Raw genomic sequence first — 20,414 nt, forward strand, 5'->3', positions numbered from 1 at the left:
GGACGCCGATCTGGGAGGGGATGTCGTGCGGTTGTTCCGTCTGCGGGCGGGCCTGATGGCCGTGGTACTCGGGCTCGGCGCGGTGGGAGCCGGCATCACCGACCCGGCGCCGCGGGTCCCGACGACGGCTCCGTCCCTCTCGCCCTCGCCGTCCTCCTCGGCCTCGCCGTCCGTGTCTTCCGCGGTGTCCCCGGCGCCCCCGGTCACACCGTCGCTGGTGGAACGGCCGCTGGACCCCGGTGCCTCGATCACCGTGGACAAGCAGGTGCGGACCCCGGCGGTGCCGCCCAAGCCGGATGTCGTGCTGCTGGTGGACACCACCGGGAGCATGGGCGGTGCCATCGGCAATGTGAAGGAAAACCTGTCCTCGATCGTCGACCAGGTCCGCGCCGTGCAGCCCGACTCCCGGTTCGCCGTCGCCGGCTACGGCGACCAGGCCGACAGCGCTCGGCTCTTCGCCCTGCACCAGGCGTTCACCACCGATCGTGACGCCATCCAGCACGGGGTGGACGCCCTGGTCGCCGGAGGCGGCGGCGACACCCCGGAGGACTGGGGGAACGCCCTCCACGAGGTGGCGACCGGCGTCGGCGGCCGGAACACGTTCCGGGACGGCGCCAGCCCCATCGTGGTGCTGGTCGGAGACGCCCCCACCCACGACCCCAGCAACGGGCACAGGTTCACCGACGTCGTCGGGGAGCTCCAGGACCGTGGTGTGAAGGTGCTCGCCGTCTCCGTGAGCGGCAACGGACTCGACAGCCAGAACGGCCAGGCCACCCTCGTCACCCGCGCCACCGGCGGTACGTACCGCCAGGGCATCAACGCGAACGACGTGTCGGAGGCCATCGTCCAGGGCCTGACGAACCTCCTCGTCTCCGTCGGCCACCAGCTCGTCGACTGCGACCGCTGGCTGAGCGTCTCCCTGTCTCCGGCGAACGTCCAGGTGACCAGCGGTCAGACCGCCTCCTTCAGCGAGCGGATCACGGTGTCACCGGACGCGCCGCAGGGCACCACGCTGTCCTGCACGGTCCAGTTCTCCCTCGGCCCGGCGGCCGATCCGGACTTCCGGGAGGAGATCCGCATCACCGTCAACGACGTGACCGCTCCCTCGGTGACCGTCGACGACCGTACGGTGGAGGCCACCGGCCCGGACGGCGCGCTCGTCGACTATCCGGTCACCGCGTACGACAACGTCGACGGCGACGTACCGGTGAGGTGCGAGCCGCCCCCCGGGACGCGCTTCCCCATCGGGAAGACCACCGTCACCTGCACGGCGACCGACAGGGCGGGCAACACCGGCCGCGACACGGCCGTGATCACGGTGACCGACACGACCGGCCCCGTCGTCACCGTCGAGGACCGCACCGCACAGGCGACCGGCCCTGACGGAGCGGTCGTGGAGTACCCCGCGTCGGCGGAGGACAAGGTCGACGGGAGGGTGCCGGTCACCTGCGTCCCGCCGTCGGGCTCGGTGTTCCCGCTCGGGGAGACCAAGGTGACCTGCACGGCGACGGACTCCCACGGGAACACCGGTACGGGCGGTGCCGTCGTCACCGTCGTCGACACGACCGCGCCCATCGTGACCGTCGACGACCGGACCGCGGAGGCGACCGGCCCTGACGGAGCGGTCGTGGAGTACCCCGCGTCGGCGGAGGACAAGGTCGACGGGAGCGTTCCGGTCACCTGCGTCCCGCCGTCGGGCTCGGTGTTCCCGCTCGGCCCGACCACGGTGACCTGCACGGCGACCGACAAGGCGGGCAACACCGGCACCGACACCGCCGTGATCACGGTGGTCGACACGACCGCGCCCGTGGTCACCGTGGAGGACCGCACCGAGCCGGCCACCGGACCCGACGGCGCCGTGATCGAGTACACCGCCACGGCCCGGGACCTCGTCGACGGAGCCGTGTCCGTCACCTGCACGCCCCCGTCCGGCTACACCTTCCCGGTCGGGAGGACCACGGTCACCTGCACGGCGACCGACAAGGCGGGCAACACCGGCACCGACACCGCCGTCTTCACCGTCGTCGACGACGGCGAGCCCGTCGTCCGGGTGGACGACCGGACCGTGCGGACCATCAACCCGAACGGTGCCCCCGTCCGCTACACCTCCACCGCCCAGGACCTCGTCGACGGCACCCTTCCCACCAAGTGCACCCCGCCCTCCGGTTCCACCTTCCCGATCGGGAGGACCACGGTCACCTGCACGGCGACCGACAAGGCGGGCAACACCGGCACCGACACCGCCGTCGTGACCGTCACCCTGCTGCTGCCCGGCCCCGTCCCGCCCGCCGCCGACCTCGCCGTGACCGCCGCCGTCGACCCGCAGCCCGCCTTCACCGGCGGCACCGTCACGACGACGTTCACCCTCACCAACGCCGGACCGGACAACGCGGCGGACGTCGTCCTGACCTCCGCACCCCCCGGGACCGCCACCGTGGTGGGTCCCCAGGACCGCTGCACCACCGCCGACCCCTGCACCCTGAAGGCCGGCGGCCGGATCGAGGTCACCACCCGGCTGTCGTACGACAAGGCCACCAGCGGCACCCTGACGGCCCGGGTCGCCGGCACACCGACCGACCCGGCCCCCGCCAACAACACCGACACGGTCCGGCTCCGCGTCCTGCAGCCCGTGCTGACCGTCGAACCCCTCGTGGCCCGGCTCGGCGACGTCGTCCTCGCCGAGGGCCGCGACTTCCCGGCCGGGACCGTCGTGGGACTGAAGTGGAGCGCGGGCATCACCGCCGCGACGGTTCCGGTGCGGGTGGACGCCGACGGGACGTTCCGCACCCAGGTCCTCGTCCTGCGCAAGGACCGGACCGGATCACGGCTGCTGCGCGCGACGGGGCCCGGGTACGACCCGGTCAGCACGGAGAAGGTCCTCGTCGTGCCCCGCAGCCTCCAGCCCCCCGACTTCAGCGGCCGCGGATGACCACGACGGAGGTGGAACCGTGATCCACGAGGTGGACGACGCACTGCGCGCCCTCGTCCGCAACGACGCCCTGGGCGGCACACAGGTCAGCGTCGTGTTCGACGCGCCCACCCGCGAGTGGGCGGCCAAGGTCAACGCGCCCACCGTCAACCTGTACCTCTACGACATCCGGGAGGACATGCGCCGCCGCTCCCGCGGCCTGTCCAACGAGTACGACGAGCGCGGCACCGTCGTAGCCCGGCACCGCCCGCCCCGGTACTTCAAGCTGTCCTACCTGATCACCGCCTGGACCCGGCGCCCCGAGGACGAACACCGCCTGCTGTCGTCCCTCCTGCTGTGCCTGCTGGGCAGCGACGCCATGCCCACCGAGCACCTGACCGGCTCACTGGCCGCGCTTCCGCTGCCGGTGCCGATGACGATCGCGCTGCCGCCTCCCGAGGACCGGTCGTTCGCGGACGTGTGGAGCGCGCTCGGCGGTGAGCTGAAGCCCTCCCTCGACCTCGTGGTCAGCGTCCCCCTCGTCGGTACGGGGACCGTTCCGGTGGGGCCGCCGGTCACCGAGGAGGGCGGCCTGCGGCTCGGAGTGGAGAACACGGGGCGCACCGGACCCGCCGGGCAGGGCCCCGCGGGAGCACGGGAGGCCGGCGGTGCGGACGGGCCGACGGCACCGCGCGGCCCGCGGCCGGCGCTGTCCCGGCGCGTCCGTGAATGAGCGGGGGCTGCCGGGTGCTCCGGTCTCCGGGCCCCGCGCCGTGTCCTGCCGTGCCCTGCCGCGCCCTGGCGCGCCCTGGCGCGGAGACGCCGCGGACGAGTCGGCGCCGCGTCGTCCGCGGCCGGCGCCGGTGCCGTCCCGGTTCGCCCGGGGCCGGTGGCGGCACCGGGACCCGACGCGGGCCCGCCCGTGCCGCACTCGCCGTGCCGGGCCGGGCCGGGCTGTGCCGGGTCGTGCCGGGCCCGGCACCGTGCCCCGTGAGCGGCCCGGGTGACCGCGCGGCCGGCCACCTACGACCCGCGCCACCCCAGCCGCGCACACCGAGCGGAGCGAGGAGCCTCCCATCGCCGAGAACCCCAGCCTTCGCCACCTGCTGGACCGGGTGGTCCTCGTCGAGGAACGGGTACGCCGTGCCGTCGCCGCCCGCAGGCAGACCGACCCCAACCCCGACGACGCCTTCCGGGGGCTCTACCTCACCGACGAGGCCGTCGGCCGCCTCCTCGACACGCCGCCCCGTCCCGCGGCCCCCGACCGCACGGACGCCGCCCGGCACGCCGAGGCCGAGACGCGGGCCGGCGCCGCCGACCCGCCCACCAGCCTGCGCCGCCTCACGTCCGGCCTGGACCTGACCGACCTCGACGTAGAGATCCTGCTCATCGCCCTCCTGCCCGATCTGGACGCCCGGTTCGAGTCCTTCTACGGCTATCTCAACGACGACGTCACCCGGCGCCGGCCCTCCGTCGGCCTGGCCCTGGAGCTGTGCGGACTCTCCCCGGCGGACGCCTCCGCCCGTGCCCGCCTCGGCGCCGGCGCGCCGCTGCTCTCCGGCGGCCTGCTGATCGTCGAGGATCCGGACCGTCCGTTCCTCGGGCGCGCCCTGCGCGTACCGGACCGGGTCACCGCCCACCTGCTCGGCGACGACACCCCCGACCCCCGGGTCGCCGACCTGCTGACCCCGGCGTCGCCCGTGCCCGGCGCGGGCGACGCCGCCCCGCTGGCCCGGGCCCTCGCCGCCGGGATCCCGCTGGTCTATCTGCGGGAGGAGCAGGGCGGCGCGGGCCCCGCCCTCGCCGCCACCGCCCTCGCCGAAGCCGGGCACCCCGCGCTCACCCTGGACCTGGCCCGCCTCGCCCGTGACCCGGTCCCCGCCGACGCCGTACGCGCCGCCGTCCGCGAGGCCCGGCTGACCGGCGCGGGCCTGGTCTGCGTCCCGGTCGACGCCCTGGACCGGGACCGCGAACGGGCCGCCCTGTCGAGGCAGTTGACGGAAGCCCCGGTCCCCGTCGTCCTCGTCGGCCGGATCCCGTGGGACGCCGCCTGGTCCACCCGCCCCCCGTTGCTGCTGCACGCGCCGCGCGTCGAGCCGACCGCGCGAGCCGCTCTGTGGCAGACCACGTACGGGCAGCCGCTTCCCGACGGTGTGGACCTCGTGAACCTCCTGTCCCCCTTCCTCCTCAACCCCGAACAGATCACCCGCGCCGCCCGGAGCGCCGCCCAGAACGCCGTACTGGACGGCACCGAGCTGCGCCCCGAGCACGTGCGCCGCGGTGCCCGGGCCCAGAACTCCGCCGGACTCGACCTGCTCGCCCGCCGCATCGAACCCGCCGTCGGCTGGGACGACCTCGTCCTGCCCCCCGACCCGCTGACCCAGCTCCGCGAGCTCACGGCCCGCGCCCGCCACCGCGACGTCGTGCTCGGCGAATGGGGCATGCGCCCCGGCGGCGCCCGCGGCCGGGGCGTCGTCGCCCTGTTCGCGGGGGACTCCGGTACCGGCAAGACCATGTCCGCCGAGGTCATCGCCGCCGACCTCGGCCTGGACCTCTACACCGTCGACCTGTCCACCGTCATCGACAAGTACGTCGGCGAGACGGAGAAGAACCTCGAGCGCATCTTCTCCGAGGCTGCGGGGGTCAACGGAGTCCTCCTCTTCGACGAGGCCGACGCCATCTTCGGCAAGCGCTCCGAGGTCAAGGACGCCCACGACCGCTACGCGAACGTCGAGAGCGCCTACCTCCTCCAGCGCATGGAGTCCTTCGACGGCCTCGCCATCCTCGCCACCAACCTGCGGGCCAACCTCGACGACGCCTTCACCCGACGCCTCGACCTGGTCATCGACTTCCCCGTCCCCGACGCCGACCGGCGCCTCGCCCTCTGGCGGCGCTGCCTGGCCCCCCTCATGCCGGGCGCCGACGACCTGGACCTCCCCTTCTGCGCCGGCTCCTTCGAACTCGCCGGCGGCAACATCCGCTCCATCGCCGTCACCGCCGCCTACCTCACCGCCGACGCGGGCTCGCCCCTGACCATGCGGCAGCTGATCCACGCCATCCAGCGCGAGTACCAGAAACTCGGCCGGCTCACGCTGGCCAGCGAGTTCGGCCCTTACGTCGACCTGCTCGTCCCGTGATCGAAACGACCGACCGACCGATCGGAGGAGGACCGCTGTGCGCGCCCATGACGAACGGTTCGCGGAACAGGCCCCGGAGCGGACGCGCCGCACGGTGGGTGCCGTGCGCGCGGGCGAAGCGCACGCCTCGCCGCTCGCGGCCCTGTCCGACTTGCAGCAGACGGCCGGCAACGCGGCGGTGGTGCAGTTGCTGACCGCCCAGCGGATGGTCGGTCCGCAACGGCCCAAACGCAAGGCGGTCGCCCAATCCCCGTACAGCGGCAGACCGCAGTCCGCCCGGCAGCAGGCCGCGCAGGGCTTCGACCCCGACATGCCCCGGGCCCCGGAACTCCCGAGCCGGGCCCCCGGGGACGCGGCCATCTGGAGCGGCACCCGGGACGACATCGATTTCACCGCCGCGACGACGACCGCCGTGCTGGGTGCGGCGAATCCCCAGGTCGCGAACGGGCGGACCGAGTACGAGTGCGCGATGTGCGGCACGCACATCCCCCAGCTGAGGGACGCGACACCGGCGGACGGCAACCGCCACGTCACCATCGACCACATCACGGAGATCATCGCCTACGTCCAGGCCAACGCGCAGTCGGTGAACTGGCAGGTCGACGGCCGCAACGTCAGCGCGATCACCCGCGCGGAAGCGAAACGCTGGGCCAACGACGTCACCAACCTGCGCGTCCTGTGCGCCCAGCCCTGCAACGGCGGCGACCGAGCCGCCCACAGCGCCAGCCGCAACTACGACACGAACAAGGCGGTGTGGTGGACGGGGTAGGAGCACCTGTCGGCCAGACCCTGAGATGACGACCCGCGCTCTCAGGACCTGGATCGACGATCACCTGCGCGACGCTCCAGCGGGCCGTCGGTCCAGTTCGACACCTGGCGCTTCTGCCGGGCTAGTTTGCCGCCGCGACGACGTCGCCATCCGGCAACCGCACTTCTACGATGTGCCCGAGCAGGTCCGCGTACGAGGCGAAGACCGGGGTCAGTGATTCCCGGAGGGGACGCTCCTCGGCCTCGTCGTCGTACAGGTCTTCCATCGCGAACTCGAAGATCCGCCGGTCTTCCGTGGCTTCGAGGTCGATGGCCAGGCAGGACCGGTCGGTGCCGAACCACTGCCCGATCAGATAGATGTGCGCCTGGTCGAAGAGGAGCTCCCGGATCTCCTCGTTGATGTATCCAGGGCTGATCTCGTAGTACTCCTGGCCCGGCGTCTCGCGCGGCGAGCCGTCGAACCGGAAGGTGTTGATCCGTAGGCGAGAGTAGGGCTCGACGGCGGCGAGGGTCGATCGCGACGCACGGAACCATGCCGGAAGCTTGACCTGGTCGACCTCCTCGTAGTGGTCCAGTGCGGTGTCTTCCTCCCGGGTGAACCGCAAGGACGGGAACCGGCCGACGAACTGCCTTAGCGCGTCCTTGTCCTCGTCGGGCAGGCCGGAGTTCTCGATCCAGGAAGTGGCGGTGGCGGCGTCACCTGTGATGCGGTATTGGCTCTCGCCCAAATCGGTCACCCTATTGTCCCGTCAGATGTATTTGGCGAACAGTCTGTGGATCGCAGCTATGTGTGCCTGTTGGCCGGCGGCAGTCACCGGGTTGTGGTTCTTGTCCTTGCAGTTCGGATGGATGTCGGGCGATATGGGTGAGGTGCCGTCCCAGACCCATTCCAGCGCGACGTTGTAAGCGGCCTGAGCGGCCTCCTCGGGCGTGGTCGAACTCTTGAAGGCGTCTCCCAGGGCTCGATGAAACCTGCCTCTGCCTACCACCTGCTGACTACTGCTGTCGACGGTCGGGTAGTAGACCGCTCCGACGTGTCCCTGCGGCACCGAGTACTGGCGTGACGAACCGTCCGGTTGCCTCTCGGTCACCCTCCTGGGCGGGATCTTGCCGGGGTCGTATACGACCTGCTGGGTGGGGCTGCGCATGCCGTTCTGGAGGTCGATCCATTTCTGCCCGTTCTGTGCGAGGTTCGCGGCCGCCTGACGATGAATGATCGCGATGATGTGTTCGCACGGCAGCCACTCGTGGGTTCCGTCCAGAACGCCTCGGAACCTCTCCTTGACCCAGTTTCGGGTCGGCGCGTCGTTCCAGGCCCGCTCGAAGGCACTGAGGTCGACCGTGTAAGCGGCGCCGTCCTTCTTGTACGACAAGGGGCTGCCGGACGCCATTCCCTCGAGGAACTTGATGATCGTGTGCTGGCTGATCGCTGCCCGCACCGCCTCCTCATCGGTCGGCGGCGCGGTCGTTCCGCCGACCGGCGTCGCGGGGTTGATGCCGCCGACGAACTCGACCGTGCCGCCTTTCCTGTGCACCTCCACCTTGGAGACACCGGTGGCGGCGGCGACCTGCGCGCCCAGGTCGGACAGTGAGGACGGTGCCCCCACGGTCGCCTTGGGGAGCTTCAGGGTGCCGCTGGGCTTGTCGTAGTGGGCGTCGGAGTGCGCGGCCAGCAGGGACTTGGTCACCTGCTTGGGATCGCCGCCGGTCTGATGGATCACCTGGCCGGAGCGTGCTTGGGTGAGTTCGGTGTTGAACTCCGGGCTGGTCCCGGTCAGGTGGAACATGCCGCCGGACACCAGGCGCTTGGGGGTCTCCACGGCGGTGCGATCGCCGGGCTTGTCCTCTTTCCCCTTGTCCTTGCCGGATCTCCCCTTCAGCTTCGCCCACAGCCTCTTCGCCGTCTTCGCGATGAAGTCCACGATCTTGTCGATCGCCTTGTTGACCGGGCGGGCGACCGCGGTGAAGACCTGGCGGACCTTGCCCGCGAGGTTGCCTATGCCCAGCAGGGCGGCCAGGAAGCCGATCAGGACCGGGATGGAGGTGGCCAGGGCGCCCTCGATGAGGGTGGGGACGCCGCCTCCGCCGCCGCCCGCGATGGCGACGACCGCGTCCAGTACCGAGTTGACGAGCTGGGCGATCTGGCTGCCCTGGGTCACCACGAACGTGACGATGTCGATGATGCCCTTGACCGCGCGGACGAAGGCCGAGGCCGGGGTGAGCAGAGAGGTGATCCAGGTGATGCCGGCGACGATGACGGTGGGGATCAGGTAGGCGGTGAGTTTCTGGAGGATCGTCGACTTGAGGTCGCCCGTGGACGCCTTGATGTGCTCGACGGCACCGGCCGGCCCCTCGCGCTGGAGCGCCTGGGCGACGGGCACGGACTGTTCGGCGGCGCTGACCGCCTGGTCGGGGACGCCCTTGCGGGTGATGCGGGCGCGGATGTTGGACCAGGTCAGCCCCAGCAGCCCGGAGACGAGCTGGATGATGCCCTTGAGGTCGAACTTGGCCGGCAGGGCGAGGCCGGCACCGGCGGCCGCGCCCAGCAGCCAGGAGACCAGCCCCTTCTTCAGGTGTTCGGTGATGTTGCCGACGAACCGCTGGAAGCCGGCGCTGACGGCGGTGACCAGGTTGCGGAGGAACCCGATGGGGTCCTTGATGATCTGCATCACCGCGGTGGCGGCCTTCGCCAGGACACCGAGCAGCATGTTCTTCAGCTCGATGATGGTCTGGATCGCGCCGACGACGGCGTCCCTGGCCTTGGCGACCAGGCCCTTGTTCTCCTCCTGGAGCTTCTTGATCTCGTCGTCGACCGTGTTCAGCGCCTGGGTGTACTTCTGGGCGAGGTCCTGGACCAGCTGGTCCGACTTCGCGTTGACGTCGGCTTCCAGCCCGTCGAACTTCTCCGTGAAGTCCCTGGCGGCGTCCTGGCCGAACTTCCTCAGGTCCGCGGGCAGCCGGTCGACCTCGGCCTTGAGCTCGGCACGGCCCTTGGCGACGCGGTCCTTGGCCCTGCCGAGTTCGGTGCCGATGACGTCGGCGATGGAGGAGATGACCTGCTGCATCCGCGCGACGTAGAGCTTGCGCGATTCCTGGAAGAGCTGGTTGGCCTCCTCCGGCATGCCCGCGAACTTGTCCTTGACCCACCTGAGTTTGCCGGTGAAGCCGGAGTAGCGCTTGTCCTTGTAGGCGTCCATCCGGCGTTTGTGGTCCGCCGTGAACGCGTCCCGCGCGGCCTTCTCACCCGCGGTGAACTTCTCGTCGACCAGCTTGTCCAGGCCCGACAGGGTCTTCTCCACGTCGGTCTTGGTGGCGTCGAAGACCTTCTGCAGACGGGCGGTGACCTCGGCGCGCTTGCGTTCGTCGGCGGACTTGGTGGCGCCCTTGCCGCCGTCGACCTGCTTGCCGGTCGCGGTCCGGGAGGCGGCGAGGCCGGCCATGGCCCGGGCGCCGGCGGCCGCCGCGCCCTGCTTGGCGGCGGCCAGTTGCCCGGCCTCGGCGCCACGGGCCCGCCCCGGCGCCGTCGCGGAGTGCTGCTCGCCCTCCTTCTTGGCGCCGAGGGCATCGGTGAACTGCGGCTCGTTGCTCTTGGCGAGCTGCTCCTCGGTGACCTCGGCGTCGGCCATCTGCTGGTCGATCTGCCGCGGGCCGCCGGAGAAGTCGGTGACCGCGTCCGGCTGTCTGGCCGGGACCGCGCCCGCCGGGTCCGGGGTGCCGGGGACGGGCGGGGGAGCGTCGGGAGCGAGCGGTGTGACCGGCTTGTCCTTGGCCTTGGACAGGTCGGGGGCCGCCTTGGTGGCGGTGTCGATCTCCTTGGCGGAGGCGGCCTTCCCCTGGCTGACCTGGCCGCTGACCTGCCCCTTGACGGCCTCGGCCTTGCCGGACCCGGAGTAGTCGGCGGCCTCGGCGAGGTTCTTCGGGGCCTGCGCGGCGATGGCCTGGTTGACCGCGGCGATGAACCCGGCCTTGTCGAACACACCGGGCTTGGCGGCGTTCATCTTCTCGGCCTGCGCGGCCTTGCCCTGGGCCTGCTTGTCGTCCGGCGGGGCGACGGCGGCGTCCTGCGCGGCCTTCGACTCCGCCGCGGCGGGAGCGTGCCGGGAGGCCGCGGTCTTCTTCGCCCGCACCTCGGACTTCAGGTCCTGGAACGCGGGCGACGCGGACGGCGGCGGCTTGACCGGCGGAGCCGGGGCCTCCGCGGAGGACGGGGCAGGGGCGGCCGTGGACGGCGGAGCGGCGGTCTGGCGCTGTGCGACCAGCCGGGCCACCGCAGCGTTCCCCGCCCGTGCCTGAAGCAGACGCAACTGCTGCGGGGCGAGACCGGCGGGAGCGGAGTTCTCCGGGCCGGCCACCGTGGTGGACGATCCGGACCCCTCGACCGCGGGCCGTTCCTGGGCCTGGGCAGGGGCGGTCGGGCGGGCCGGCGCCGCGCCGGTCCTCGCGCTGGTCTTTTTGTCCGGCACCGCCTTCATGGCCGCAAGTGTTCGTGTTCGTGGCCACGTCGTACACGAGAACGGCGGCTACGGCCGGGGGAAGGGCGACCTGCCTCATCGGGCAGCGGGCTGTGCACCGCGGCGCGGCCCGACGACGCGTTCCAGGTGATCGGGACCGGAGTCAGAATCGGCTTCGGCCGCTGGTCAAGGAGGAGTGGGTATGCCGTCGTATCTGTCCCCGGGCGTCTACGTCGAAGAAGTGGAGGCCGGGGCACGACCGATCGAGGGAGTGGGCACCTCGGTCGCCGCGTTTCTCGGCTTCGCCCCGCAAGGGCCCCTGAACGAGCCGACGCTCGTCACCAACTGGAGCCAGTACGTGGGTGTCTTCGGCGACTTCGTCGAGGGTTCCTATCTGGCGTCCGCCGTGTACGGGTACTTCGCCAACGGGGGCGGGAACTGCTACGTCGTCCGGATCGGCGGCAGCGGTGACGGCGTCGCGGGGGCGCTGCCTGCCGGGGCCGCCGGAGGGACGGCGGGCGGTGGGTCCGCGGCCGAGGCGCTGCTCGGCGGGTTCCGGGTCCGGGCACTGCCGGGCGTCACCGGTGAGGTCACGGTCGAGGTCGGCGCCGCCGACGGCGAGGCCCCGCCGAACGAGGCGTTCAAGCTGGTGATCAAGGTGGACGGGGAGGAGAAGGAGACCTACCCCTCGGTGTCCGCCCGTCGCGGCAAGGACAACGTCGTCACCAAGGTCAAGGAGAAGTCGCAGGTCATCGTCCTGGAGGAGGTCAGCCGGGCCGCCGCGTCGACGAAGCCCGAGACCGGCACGGTCGTCCTCGCCGCCGGGTCTCCCGCGGCCCCCGTCCCGGCCGCCTCCGGCGCGGTCGAGCTGTCGGCCGACGACTACATCGGTGACGCGGACCAGCGGACGGGCTTCGGCGGTCTCGAGGCCATCGACGAGATCACGATGGTGTCCGTGCCCGACCTGATGAGCGCCCATCAGCGCGGCGTCCTCGACGCCGAGACCGTCATCGCGGTGCAGCAGGCCCTGATCGCCCACTGCGAGCTGATGGGCGACCGGGTCGCCATCCTGGACGTTCCCCCCGGCCTGTCGCCGCAGCAGATCAAGAACTGGCGGATGGACACGGCCGGCTTCGACTCGAAGTTCGCGACGCTCTACTACCCGTGGATCAAGGTCTTCGACCCGTCGGTGGGCCGCAACACCTTCGTTCCGCCGAGCGGACACGTCGCCGGAGTGTGGGCCCGCAACGACGCCTCGCGCGGTGTGCACAAGGCGCCGGCGAACGAGGTCCTGCGGGGCGCGGTCGGTCTCCAGACGCAGATCACCAAGGGCGAGCACGACCTGCTGAACCCGATCGGCGTCAACTGCGTCCGTTCCTTCCCGGGCCGCGGGATCCGGGTGTGGGGCGCCCGCACCCTCTCCTCCGACCCGGCCTGGCGCTACCTGAACGTACGCCGGCTCTTCAACTACGTCGAGGAGTCGATCCTGACGGGCACCCAGTGGGTCGTCTTCGAACCGAACGACGACGCCCTGTGGGCACGTATCCGGCGCACCATCTCGGCGTTCCTGGTCAACGAGTGGCGCAAGGGCGCGCTGTTCGGGCTGACCCCGGACGAGGCCTTCTACGTCAAGTGCGACCGGGAGACCAACCCCGCCGAGAGCATCGATTCCGGCCAGGTCGTCTGCGAGGTCGGGATCGCTCCGGTCAAGCCCGCTGAGTTCGTGGTGTTCCGGCTGGCACAGCTGTCGGGCGGCACGGGATCGGTCGACGAGTAGCGCAATGACAGGCGGGTCACGGCCCCACGGCAGTGGGGCGCCCGCCGACCGGTCCCGGGGCGGCGGAGAACCGCCGCTCCCCACACCAGATGAGCCATGGAGGCTGGGATGCCACTTCCCGAACTTGACAGTTCTGTCGGCCACTCCTTCGGGCTGGAGTTCGACGGTGTGGTGATCAAGCAGATCACCGAGGTCAGCGGCCTGAAGATGGAACAGGACGTCATCGAGCTCAAGCAGAACACCGCCGACGGCAAGTACGCCGTCAAGAAGCTGCCGGGCCGCCCGAAGGCCGGCGAGGTCACCGTCACCCGCGGTCTGACCGAGGACAACAGCTTCGAGACATGGATCAAGTCGTCCCGGTTCGGGAAGATGAGCGACGCCCGCAAGAACGGCGCGATCATCGTCTACGACTACGAGGGCCAGGCCATCAAGCGTTACCAGTTGGTCAACGCCTGGCCGAAGTCGCTGGAGATCGGCACCCTCAAGGCGGGCGACACCTCCGTCCTCACCGAGAAGCTCTCGATCACGTACGAGAGCATGGAAGTTGAGTGATGCGCAGGACGATGCCCGCCCAGACGCGGCAGGCGCCACAGCAGTTCCCGGACGCGCCGGGGCAGGACCACACCCAGGGACCGGGCGAGAGCGCGAGCGGTGCGGGGCGTGACACGCTCCGCACCGAGTTCGCCTTCGAACTGCCCCGGGGGTACGTGGACGAGTCCGGCACCGTGCACCGGCACGGTGTGATGAGGCTGGCCACCGCCCGGGACGAGCTCATCCCGCTGCGGGACGACCGGGTGCGGGAGAACTCCGCGTACCTCTCGGTGGTGCTGATCGCCCGGGTGATCACCCGGCTCGGCACCATCGAGGACGTCCACGCGGGCATCGTGGAAGACCTGTTCGCCTCGGACCTCGCCTTCCTCCAGGACTTCTACCGGCGGATCAACGCGGAGGGCCACACCCGCGCCGCGGTCACCTGCCCCTCCTGCCAGGAACACTTCGCCGTGGACCTCGCCGGGGGCCGCCTGGGGGAATCGTGACGTACGCGGTCGAACGCCTCTACGAGGAGATCGCGTACCTGGCCTACCACTTCCACTGGCCACTGGACGAGCTGCTCGATCTGGAACACCCCGAACGGCAGCGGTACGTCGAGCAGATCGCCCGTCTCAACGGGCGGTGAGAGGACACCGAGATGGGACTGCTGTCCTGGCTGACGAGGAGCGGCGGAGGCTCGCGGGGCGCCACGGAGCCCACGGCGCGAGCGGACGTCGACGCCGGGACGACTCCTGCCGGGCCGGACGCGGCGACGTACGTGCCGGCCACGGCCGGCTGGCGGTTCACACCTCCCGTGCATCGGACGCTGAGCGCGCCCATGGGGCTGGTCACCGACCCCGGCGGGTTCGGCGGACGGCTGGGTACCTGGCAGGACCCGACGGTCACCGGACCGCTCGGCCATCTCGTCAGCGCGCAGGCGCCGGCCGGTGTCGGCCACGGGCTGGCGCAGCCCACGCCGTCGGTGCAGCGTACGGGCGTACGGCCCCAGGCACACGCCCTCGACGTACCGCGGGGCTCGCAGGACCCGGTGCCGGCGCGGTCGGGCGGGTCCGGCGCCGCTCCGGCCGTCGCCTCCGGGACCGGTGAACGCCAGGGCGGTCACGGAGGGTCCGCGGACCGGCCGGGTGACCCGCACGGCACGGGTGACCCGGTCGTCCTCCGGTCGGTGTCCCCGGCCGGGGACACGACGCGGAACCCGGGCCACGCGCAGAGCCCGGCCCCGGCCTCGATCCCGGCCCCTTCCGGACCGGCGCCGCTTCCTCTCGTACCGCTCCAGCGGGCGGCCGTCGCTCCGGCCGGCCCGGTGTCACCCGCTCCGGTGATGGTCATGCGGGTGCCGTCCGCCCCGGCAGCGCCCCTCCCCGCCCGCCCCCTGGTCGTCGCGGAACCGCCGGACGTACCGGCGCGGGAACTCGCGGCCCTCGCTCCGGCCGCGCCGGACGAACGTCCCGGTCCCCTGGCCCCGGACGCACCGGCCGAGCCCGTCGCCGATCTGCTCGCCACGCCCGGCACGCCCACGGGGCGGGACGGGGAGGACGACGTCGTCCAGCGGACCGGGGCGACGGGCACCGCCCGGCCGCCGACGCCGGAGGGCACCGCCCCGCTCCCGCTCGCCGTGCCGCGCGCCGGCACGGTCGCCGACCGGGGACCGGACACCGCTCCGCTCATAGGAAGAGCGGACGGCACCGGGCCCGCCGTCCAGCCCGTCGTGCAGCGTGAGGTCACGACCCCGCCGCGTCCGCGTCACCGGGGTCTCGGCGAACCGCTCTCCGCGCTGCCGCCCACCGCCCTGCCGCTTCCGGGCCGGTCGGTGCCTCCGGCCGGGCCTGCCGCGTCTCCTTCCACCCCTTCTGCCCCTTCCACACCTTCCGCCCCGTTCGTGCCGTACGTCTCCCGGACAGTGGAGGAGCCGGGGGTGCCGCAGATCCCGGAGACCCCGCAGAACCTGGGCGTCCCGCGGACACCGGAGGTGCCGGACGTCGCGGCGGGTCCGGCCGAGCCCGGGGCGTCGTCGCCCGGGGACGAGGGCACCGCGCCGTTGCTCGGCGACACACCCCCGTTGACCACGGACCCGACGGACCTCGGGACGGCGCTGCCGCCCGGGACGGTGACCGGCGCCGAAGCCGGGGAGGCCGGTTCGCCGGCCGGCCCCCGTCCGGACCTCGGCCCCCGTCCGGACCTCGGCCCCCGTCCGGACCTCGGCCCCCGTCCGGACCTCGGCCCCCGTCCGGACCTTGGCCCCCGTCCGGACCTCGGCCCCGGTCCGGGACCGGACGCCGCCCTCGGCCCGTTCACCGGTACGGGTGACTCCGCGCCGTCGGGGCCGGTCGCGCTCCAGCGGCTGGACGTTCCCGCGAGCCCGTCCCGCACGGCCCCGTCGGCCGACGTGACGCCCGTACCCGCGGAGGGCGACCGGGCACCGCTGCTCGGGGACGCCGGCCCGCTCGCGGTGAGCGACCCGTTGGTGCCCGAGGCGCCCGGTCCGGGAGAAATGGTGACGGCCTCGGCTCCCATGCCGCTGCGGCGGCTGGACGCCGTGGACGAGGCCGCCCTCTCCGGCCCGATGTCCGGGACCGAGGGCGGCGCCGGGGCGGTGGCCCGGGGCAGCGGTCCGGTGTTCCCGCTGGTGGCACAGCGGTCGCTGCCCCTCTACACGGTGCCGCCACCGTCCGCCGGGACGCCGGCCGCCGACGGGCCCCCGGCCGTGGTCCCGGTCCGGTGGGAGCCGGCCGGGGGCGGGGCGTCCGCTTCGGGTACCGGCGGTTCCGGAGACCGTGCCCGGTCCGCCGACGCCGCATCGGGCCGCCCGGGCGGCTCCGACGACCACGGCGGTCACGGCGGCCCCGGCGGTGGGCACACCGCGACCGGCGGCGGCAGCGCGTACCTCGACGCGGCCCCCGGCGGTACGGGCGGCGTCGTACAGCGGTCCACGGGCCCCGGCGCACAGGCCCTCGCCCATGGAGTCCTGCCCGCCCGGAACCATCGGGACGCCGTTCCCGGGCTCTCCGGCCGTCCCGGGTTCCCCGGACCCGTGGAGTTCCCCGGCGTCCCGGGCGCCGGTGCCCTTTTCCCCGACAGTGCCCTCCAGCCGTCCGCCCCGTCCCGGGGCCTGGAGGCCCTCGGCCCCGCGGTCCCGCTGCAACGGCTCGCGACGGTGCCCGGTGCCGTTCCGCCTCCCGTGCATCGTTCCGCCCCGCCGATGCCCCCGTCCCCGCCCCTCCAGGGACAGGAGCCCTCGTTCTCCCCTCCGCCCGGCGTCAGCGCGGGGGCCGCGGCGGTCGCCGCCGGGGTGGCCCGGTGGATGCCGGACGGATCCGTGGAGTTCACCGCGCCCGCCGTGCAACGCGCCGAGGAGGGCGTGCCGGTCACCGAGCCGCCCACCGACCCGCCGGCGCAGCCCGAGCCGACCGGTCCACCGGTGGCGCAGCCGCCGCCGGGGACGACGGCCCCGGGCGCCGCTCCGGGGGAGACCGGCGGGGCCGGCGCCCCCAAGGTCACGGACGAACTGGTCCGGGCCCTGGTGGCCCCGCTCAGCAGACTGCTCAGGGTCGAGCTGCGCATCGAACGTGAACGTACCGGGTCCCTGATGAACATCCGGCACTGACAGAGCACCCGGCACCGACAGAAAGGCAGGGCATCGGATGTCCATCACCCAGGACCCGGCGGTCTCGGTCTGCTTCGTCGTCACGATCGACGGGATCGAGCTGGGGTCGTTCAACAGCTGCGAGGGGCTGGGCTGCGAGGTGGTGCTCGAACCCCGCGAGGAGGGCGGGAACAACGGCCACGTATGGCAGTTGCCGACACGCCTGAAGTACTCCAACGTCAAGCTCTCCCGGCCGCTGACTCGGGACACCCAGAAGGTGGCCAAGTGGTTCGCCAGCATGACCACCGGGTTCGCCCGCAAGACCGCGCACATCGAGGCGCGCACCGGCGACGGCGTGATGGTCGCCCGCTGGGGGCTGCTGGAGGTGGTGCCGGTGCGCTGGACCGGGCCGACGTTCAACCCCGAGTCGCCCAAGGTCGCCACGGAGACCATCGAGATCGCGCACCACGGCTACATGATGGAGCCCGGGGCATGAGCGGGCCCGTGGCGTTCAGCGCGGCGGGCGGCGGCGCGAAGTCCGCGTCGGCCGCGGGCGGCAACGCGCGGCCCAAGCTGGAGCACGCCTACCTCGAACTGCGCACCCCGCCCTCGGGCGGCAGCCTCACCCCCGGCGGCCCCTGCGGCCGGATCGACTTCCAGTTCAACCCCAAGGAACTCAGCCTGGGCAAGTCGGCGTCCTGGAAACGCACCCCCGCCAAGGGCGCCAAGAGCGCGGGCCCGCCGGAGTACCAGGGGCCGCAGCCCAGCAAGCTCACCGTCGAGATGTTCTTCGACGCCAGCGACACCCAGGACACCAGCGTCGTCAAGGCGGTGGAGAGCCTGTTCGCCTGCTGCGTACCGACCAACGAGACCCGGCAGGCGCAGCGGTCGTCGCCGCCCTGGGTGGTCTTCCACTGGGGCGGCATCACCGGCTTCCCCGGCTACGTCAGTCAGGTACAGGTCAAGTACACGCTGTTCACCACGTCCGGGGTGCCGATCCGCGCGGTGTGCCAGGTGACGATGGAGGAGATCAGCGGAGAGACGGCCGGCCAGAACCCGACCTCCGGGGCGCTGACCGCCCGCCGTGTCCACCGGCTCCGCGCGGGCGACACGCTGCAGGGTCTCGCCTGGGCCGAGTACGGCGACGCGGGGGCCTGGCGGGCCATCGCCGAGGCCAACGGCATCGACGACCCGATGCGGCTGGCCGAGGGCCGGGAACTGCTGCTCCCCGCGGCCGACGAACTGGACGCGGTACCGGGCGGAGCGCCGGAGCCCCTCGCGCACGGGTCCGGGGCGTCCGGCGGCCGGAGGGACGTCTGATGGCCCACGACACCGTCGCCAAGAGCCTGGTCGTGGAGATCGGCGGGACCCGGCTCCCCGCCGACCTCGCCAACACCCTGGTGGACGGCTACGTCGACGACAGCCGGATGCTGCCCGACACGTTCTGCCTGCGGTTCCGCGACCCCAGCCGGATGCTGATCGACAAGACCGGCCTCAAGATCGGTTCCGAGGCGCGGCTGCTGGCCTCGTCCGGAGCGGGCGGATCGCCGAAACCACTGCTCAAGGGCGAGGTGACCGCGCTGGAGCTGGACTTCGACGAGACCGGCACGTTCACCGTGGTCCGCGGCATGGACAAGGCGCACCGGCTCTTCCGGGGCCGCCGGGTCGCCGCCTACCAGAACATGACCGTCGCCGACATCTGCCGCCGCGTCGCCCAGCGCGCCGGGCTCTCGACGGGGAAGATCGACGTCTCCGGACCGGTCCTCGAACACGTCGCCCAGGCGAACCTCTCCGACTGGGAGTTCCTCCGCGGCCTGGCCGAGGACGCCGGAGCGCAGGTGTACGTGATCGACGGCGCCCTGCACGTCACCGGCCCCACCGCGGCGTCCGGCGCGCCCGGCTCCTCGGCCCGCGCCGACCGCGACCCGCTGGTGCTGGAACTCGGGAAGAACCTGCTGCGCTGCCGTGCCGGGGTGACCGCGGCCGACCAGGTCTCCCAGGTCCAGGTGCGCGGCTGGGACACCAGGACCAAGCAGGCCCTGGTCGCCACGGCGGACGCGGGCCGGGCGGACACCTTCCAGCTGGGTGCCTCCCCGGCGGACGCGACGAGCCCCTTCGGCAAGGCCGACTTCCTCGTCACCGACAACACCTACGGCGCCCAGGCCCGGGTCGAGCAGGTCGCCAAGGCGCTGGCGCAGCGGATCGCCGGGTCGTTCGCCGAGATGGAGGCGGCCATCCAGGGCAACCCCGAGGTCCGGGCAGGCGGCGCGGTCGCGCTGTCCGGGGTCGGCGCCCCGTTCGAGGGCCGGTACACCGTCACCTCCTCCCGGCACGTCTTCGACGCGCACCGCGGCTACGAGACCTGGGTGACCGTCTCGGGCCAGCAGGAACGCTCCCTGTCGGCGCTGGCCGGCGGCGCCGCCGCGGGCCGGGCGGGCCGGCTCCCCGAGATGGACGGCGTCGTCATCGGTGTCGTCTCCGACACCAAGGACCCGGACAAGGTCAGCCGCGTCAAGGTGAAGTTCCCCTGGCTGTCCGAGGACTACGTCAGCGACTGGGCCCGTTGCGCGCAGACCTCCGGAGGAGGCGGCAAGAACGGCAAGGGGACCTCCGCGTTCGTCCCGGAGGTGGGCGACGAGGTGCTGGTCGGGTTCGAACAGGGCCGGCTCGACCGCCCGTACGTGCTCGGCTGCCTCTTCAACGGGCAGGACAAGCCGTCCACGGCGAGCGGCGAGCTGATCGACGGGACCAGTGGCGCCGTCAACCGGCGGACGTTCTCCTCCCGCAGCGGCAACCAGCTCGAACTGCTCGACAACGCCTCCGGTCCGCAGGGCGTACGGATGGTCACCGGCGACGGCAAGCTCACCATCGACCTCGACCGCAAGGGCACCAAGATCGTCGTGCACAGCGACGGCACGGTGGAGATCGACGCCAAGGACAAGGTCACCGTCAAGGCGGGCAACGGCGCGCTGATGGACGCGGGCAACGGCACCCTCGAACTGACCGGCAAGTCGGTGAAGGTGACCGCGCAGACCGGCGTGCAGGTGGACGGCGGCAGTGGCCAGGTCGGGCTCGCGACCAGCGGGAGAGTGGAGGTGAAGGGCGGCCAGGTCGCGGTGAACGGCACCGCGCGCACGGAGATCAAGGGCGGGGCGACCTGCACGATCAACGCGGGCCTGGTCCGGATCAACTGACGGGGCGGCACGTGGCGGGCACGGCACCCGGCACGACGGCGACC

The 20,414-nt window shown here is 72.5% G+C and carries 14 protein-coding genes; 12 read left to right on the forward strand and 2 right to left on the reverse strand.

The window, feature by feature from the left end; translation table 11 throughout:
- Positions 1-25: 25 nt before the first annotated feature.
- The 4 genes from ACFW6B_RS24410 (at position 26) to ACFW6B_RS24425 (ending at position 6,814) form a co-directional block, all read left to right on the forward strand.
- The gene (locus ACFW6B_RS24410; protein ID WP_386598710.1) at positions 26-2,929 is read left to right on the forward strand and encodes an HYR domain-containing protein; all 2,904 of its coding nucleotides are present in this window, start codon (positions 26-28) and stop codon (positions 2,927-2,929) included.
- A 19-nt stretch (positions 2,930-2,948) separates the two neighbouring features.
- The gene (locus tag ACFW6B_RS24415; protein WP_386598712.1) at positions 2,949-3,641 is read left to right on the forward strand and encodes a DUF4255 domain-containing protein; all 693 of its coding nucleotides are present in this window, start codon (positions 2,949-2,951) and stop codon (positions 3,639-3,641) included.
- A gap of 343 nt (positions 3,642-3,984) precedes the next feature.
- Positions 3,985-6,045: an ATP-binding protein gene (locus ACFW6B_RS24420; protein WP_386598818.1), complete on the forward strand. Its 2,061-nt coding sequence runs from the start codon at positions 3,985-3,987 to the stop codon at positions 6,043-6,045.
- 37 nt (positions 6,046-6,082) lie between these two features.
- Positions 6,083-6,814: a hypothetical protein gene (locus tag ACFW6B_RS24425; RefSeq protein WP_386598714.1), complete on the forward strand. Its 732-nt coding sequence runs from the start codon at positions 6,083-6,085 to the stop codon at positions 6,812-6,814.
- Between the two features lie 121 nt (positions 6,815-6,935).
- On the opposite strand, the gene ACFW6B_RS24430 is transcribed toward ACFW6B_RS24425, so the two are convergent.
- Both ACFW6B_RS24430 and ACFW6B_RS24435 read right to left on the reverse strand, forming a co-directional pair.
- Positions 6,936-7,541, reverse strand: coding sequence for a hypothetical protein (locus tag ACFW6B_RS24430; RefSeq protein ID WP_386598716.1), 606 nt, complete (start codon positions 7,539-7,541; stop codon positions 6,936-6,938).
- Positions 7,542-7,562: 21 nt separating this feature from the next.
- Entirely contained in the window at positions 7,563-11,285 is a 3,723-nt protein-coding gene (locus tag ACFW6B_RS24435; protein ID WP_386598717.1) for a hypothetical protein, read from the reverse strand.
- Between the two features lie 181 nt (positions 11,286-11,466).
- On the opposite strand from ACFW6B_RS24435, the gene ACFW6B_RS24440 reads away from it, so the two are divergent.
- From ACFW6B_RS24440 to ACFW6B_RS24475, 8 genes are all read left to right on the forward strand, one after another.
- Positions 11,467-13,041: a phage tail sheath family protein gene (locus ACFW6B_RS24440; RefSeq protein WP_386598719.1), complete on the forward strand. Its 1,575-nt coding sequence runs from the start codon at positions 11,467-11,469 to the stop codon at positions 13,039-13,041.
- 108 nt (positions 13,042-13,149) lie between these two features.
- A complete protein-coding gene (locus ACFW6B_RS24445; protein WP_103554128.1) occupies positions 13,150-13,593 on the forward strand; it encodes a phage tail protein in 444 nt (147 codons plus the stop codon).
- The gene (locus ACFW6B_RS24450; RefSeq protein ID WP_386598722.1) at positions 13,593-14,078 is read left to right on the forward strand and encodes a hypothetical protein; all 486 of its coding nucleotides are present in this window, start codon (positions 13,593-13,595) and stop codon (positions 14,076-14,078) included. Before ACFW6B_RS24445 ends, ACFW6B_RS24450 begins: the two co-directional genes overlap by 1 nt.
- Positions 14,075-14,218, forward strand: a complete 144-nt coding sequence (locus ACFW6B_RS24455) for a DUF6760 family protein (protein WP_167455655.1) — start codon at positions 14,075-14,077, stop codon at positions 14,216-14,218. The genes ACFW6B_RS24450 and ACFW6B_RS24455 overlap by 4 nt, the downstream gene beginning before the upstream one ends.
- Positions 14,219-14,230: 12 nt before the next feature.
- The gene (locus tag ACFW6B_RS24460; RefSeq protein WP_386598724.1) at positions 14,231-17,197 is read left to right on the forward strand and encodes a hypothetical protein; all 2,967 of its coding nucleotides are present in this window, start codon (positions 14,231-14,233) and stop codon (positions 17,195-17,197) included.
- Positions 17,198-17,234: 37 nt separating this feature from the next.
- Positions 17,235-17,672, forward strand: a complete 438-nt coding sequence (locus ACFW6B_RS24465) for a phage tail protein (protein WP_151473331.1) — start codon at positions 17,235-17,237, stop codon at positions 17,670-17,672.
- Positions 17,669-18,496, forward strand: coding sequence for a peptidase M23 (locus ACFW6B_RS24470; RefSeq protein ID WP_386598727.1), 828 nt, complete (start codon positions 17,669-17,671; stop codon positions 18,494-18,496). Before ACFW6B_RS24465 ends, ACFW6B_RS24470 begins: the two co-directional genes overlap by 4 nt.
- Positions 18,496-20,370, forward strand: a complete 1,875-nt coding sequence (locus ACFW6B_RS24475; RefSeq protein WP_386598728.1) for a VgrG-related protein — start codon at positions 18,496-18,498, stop codon at positions 20,368-20,370. The genes ACFW6B_RS24470 and ACFW6B_RS24475 overlap by 1 nt, the downstream gene beginning before the upstream one ends.
- Positions 20,371-20,414: the final 44 nt, after the last annotated feature.

It is taken from the genome of Streptomyces sp. NPDC058751 (assembly GCF_042746485.1).
Taxonomy (GTDB): domain Bacteria; phylum Actinomycetota; class Actinomycetes; order Streptomycetales; family Streptomycetaceae; genus Streptomyces.

Excerpts from the sequence above, each read along its gene's own strand:
- ACFW6B_RS24435 (WP_386598717.1), bottom strand. The coding sequence starts at position 11,285 with ATGAAGGCGGTGCCGGACAAAAAGACCAGCGCGAGGACCGGCGCGGCG.
- ACFW6B_RS24440 (WP_386598719.1), top strand. The coding sequence starts at position 11,467 with ATGCCGTCGTATCTGTCCCCGGGCGTCTACGTCGAAGAAGTGGAGGCC.
- ACFW6B_RS24445 (WP_103554128.1), top strand. The coding sequence starts at position 13,150 with ATGCCACTTCCCGAACTTGACAGTTCTGTCGGCCACTCCTTCGGGCTG.
- ACFW6B_RS24450 (WP_386598722.1), top strand. The coding sequence starts at position 13,593 with ATGCGCAGGACGATGCCCGCCCAGACGCGGCAGGCGCCACAGCAGTTC.
- ACFW6B_RS24460 (WP_386598724.1), top strand. The coding sequence starts at position 14,231 with ATGGGACTGCTGTCCTGGCTGACGAGGAGCGGCGGAGGCTCGCGGGGC.
- ACFW6B_RS24465 (WP_151473331.1), top strand. The coding sequence starts at position 17,235 with ATGTCCATCACCCAGGACCCGGCGGTCTCGGTCTGCTTCGTCGTCACG.
- ACFW6B_RS24470 (WP_386598727.1), top strand. The coding sequence starts at position 17,669 with ATGAGCGGGCCCGTGGCGTTCAGCGCGGCGGGCGGCGGCGCGAAGTCC.
- ACFW6B_RS24475 (WP_386598728.1), top strand. The coding sequence starts at position 18,496 with ATGGCCCACGACACCGTCGCCAAGAGCCTGGTCGTGGAGATCGGCGGG.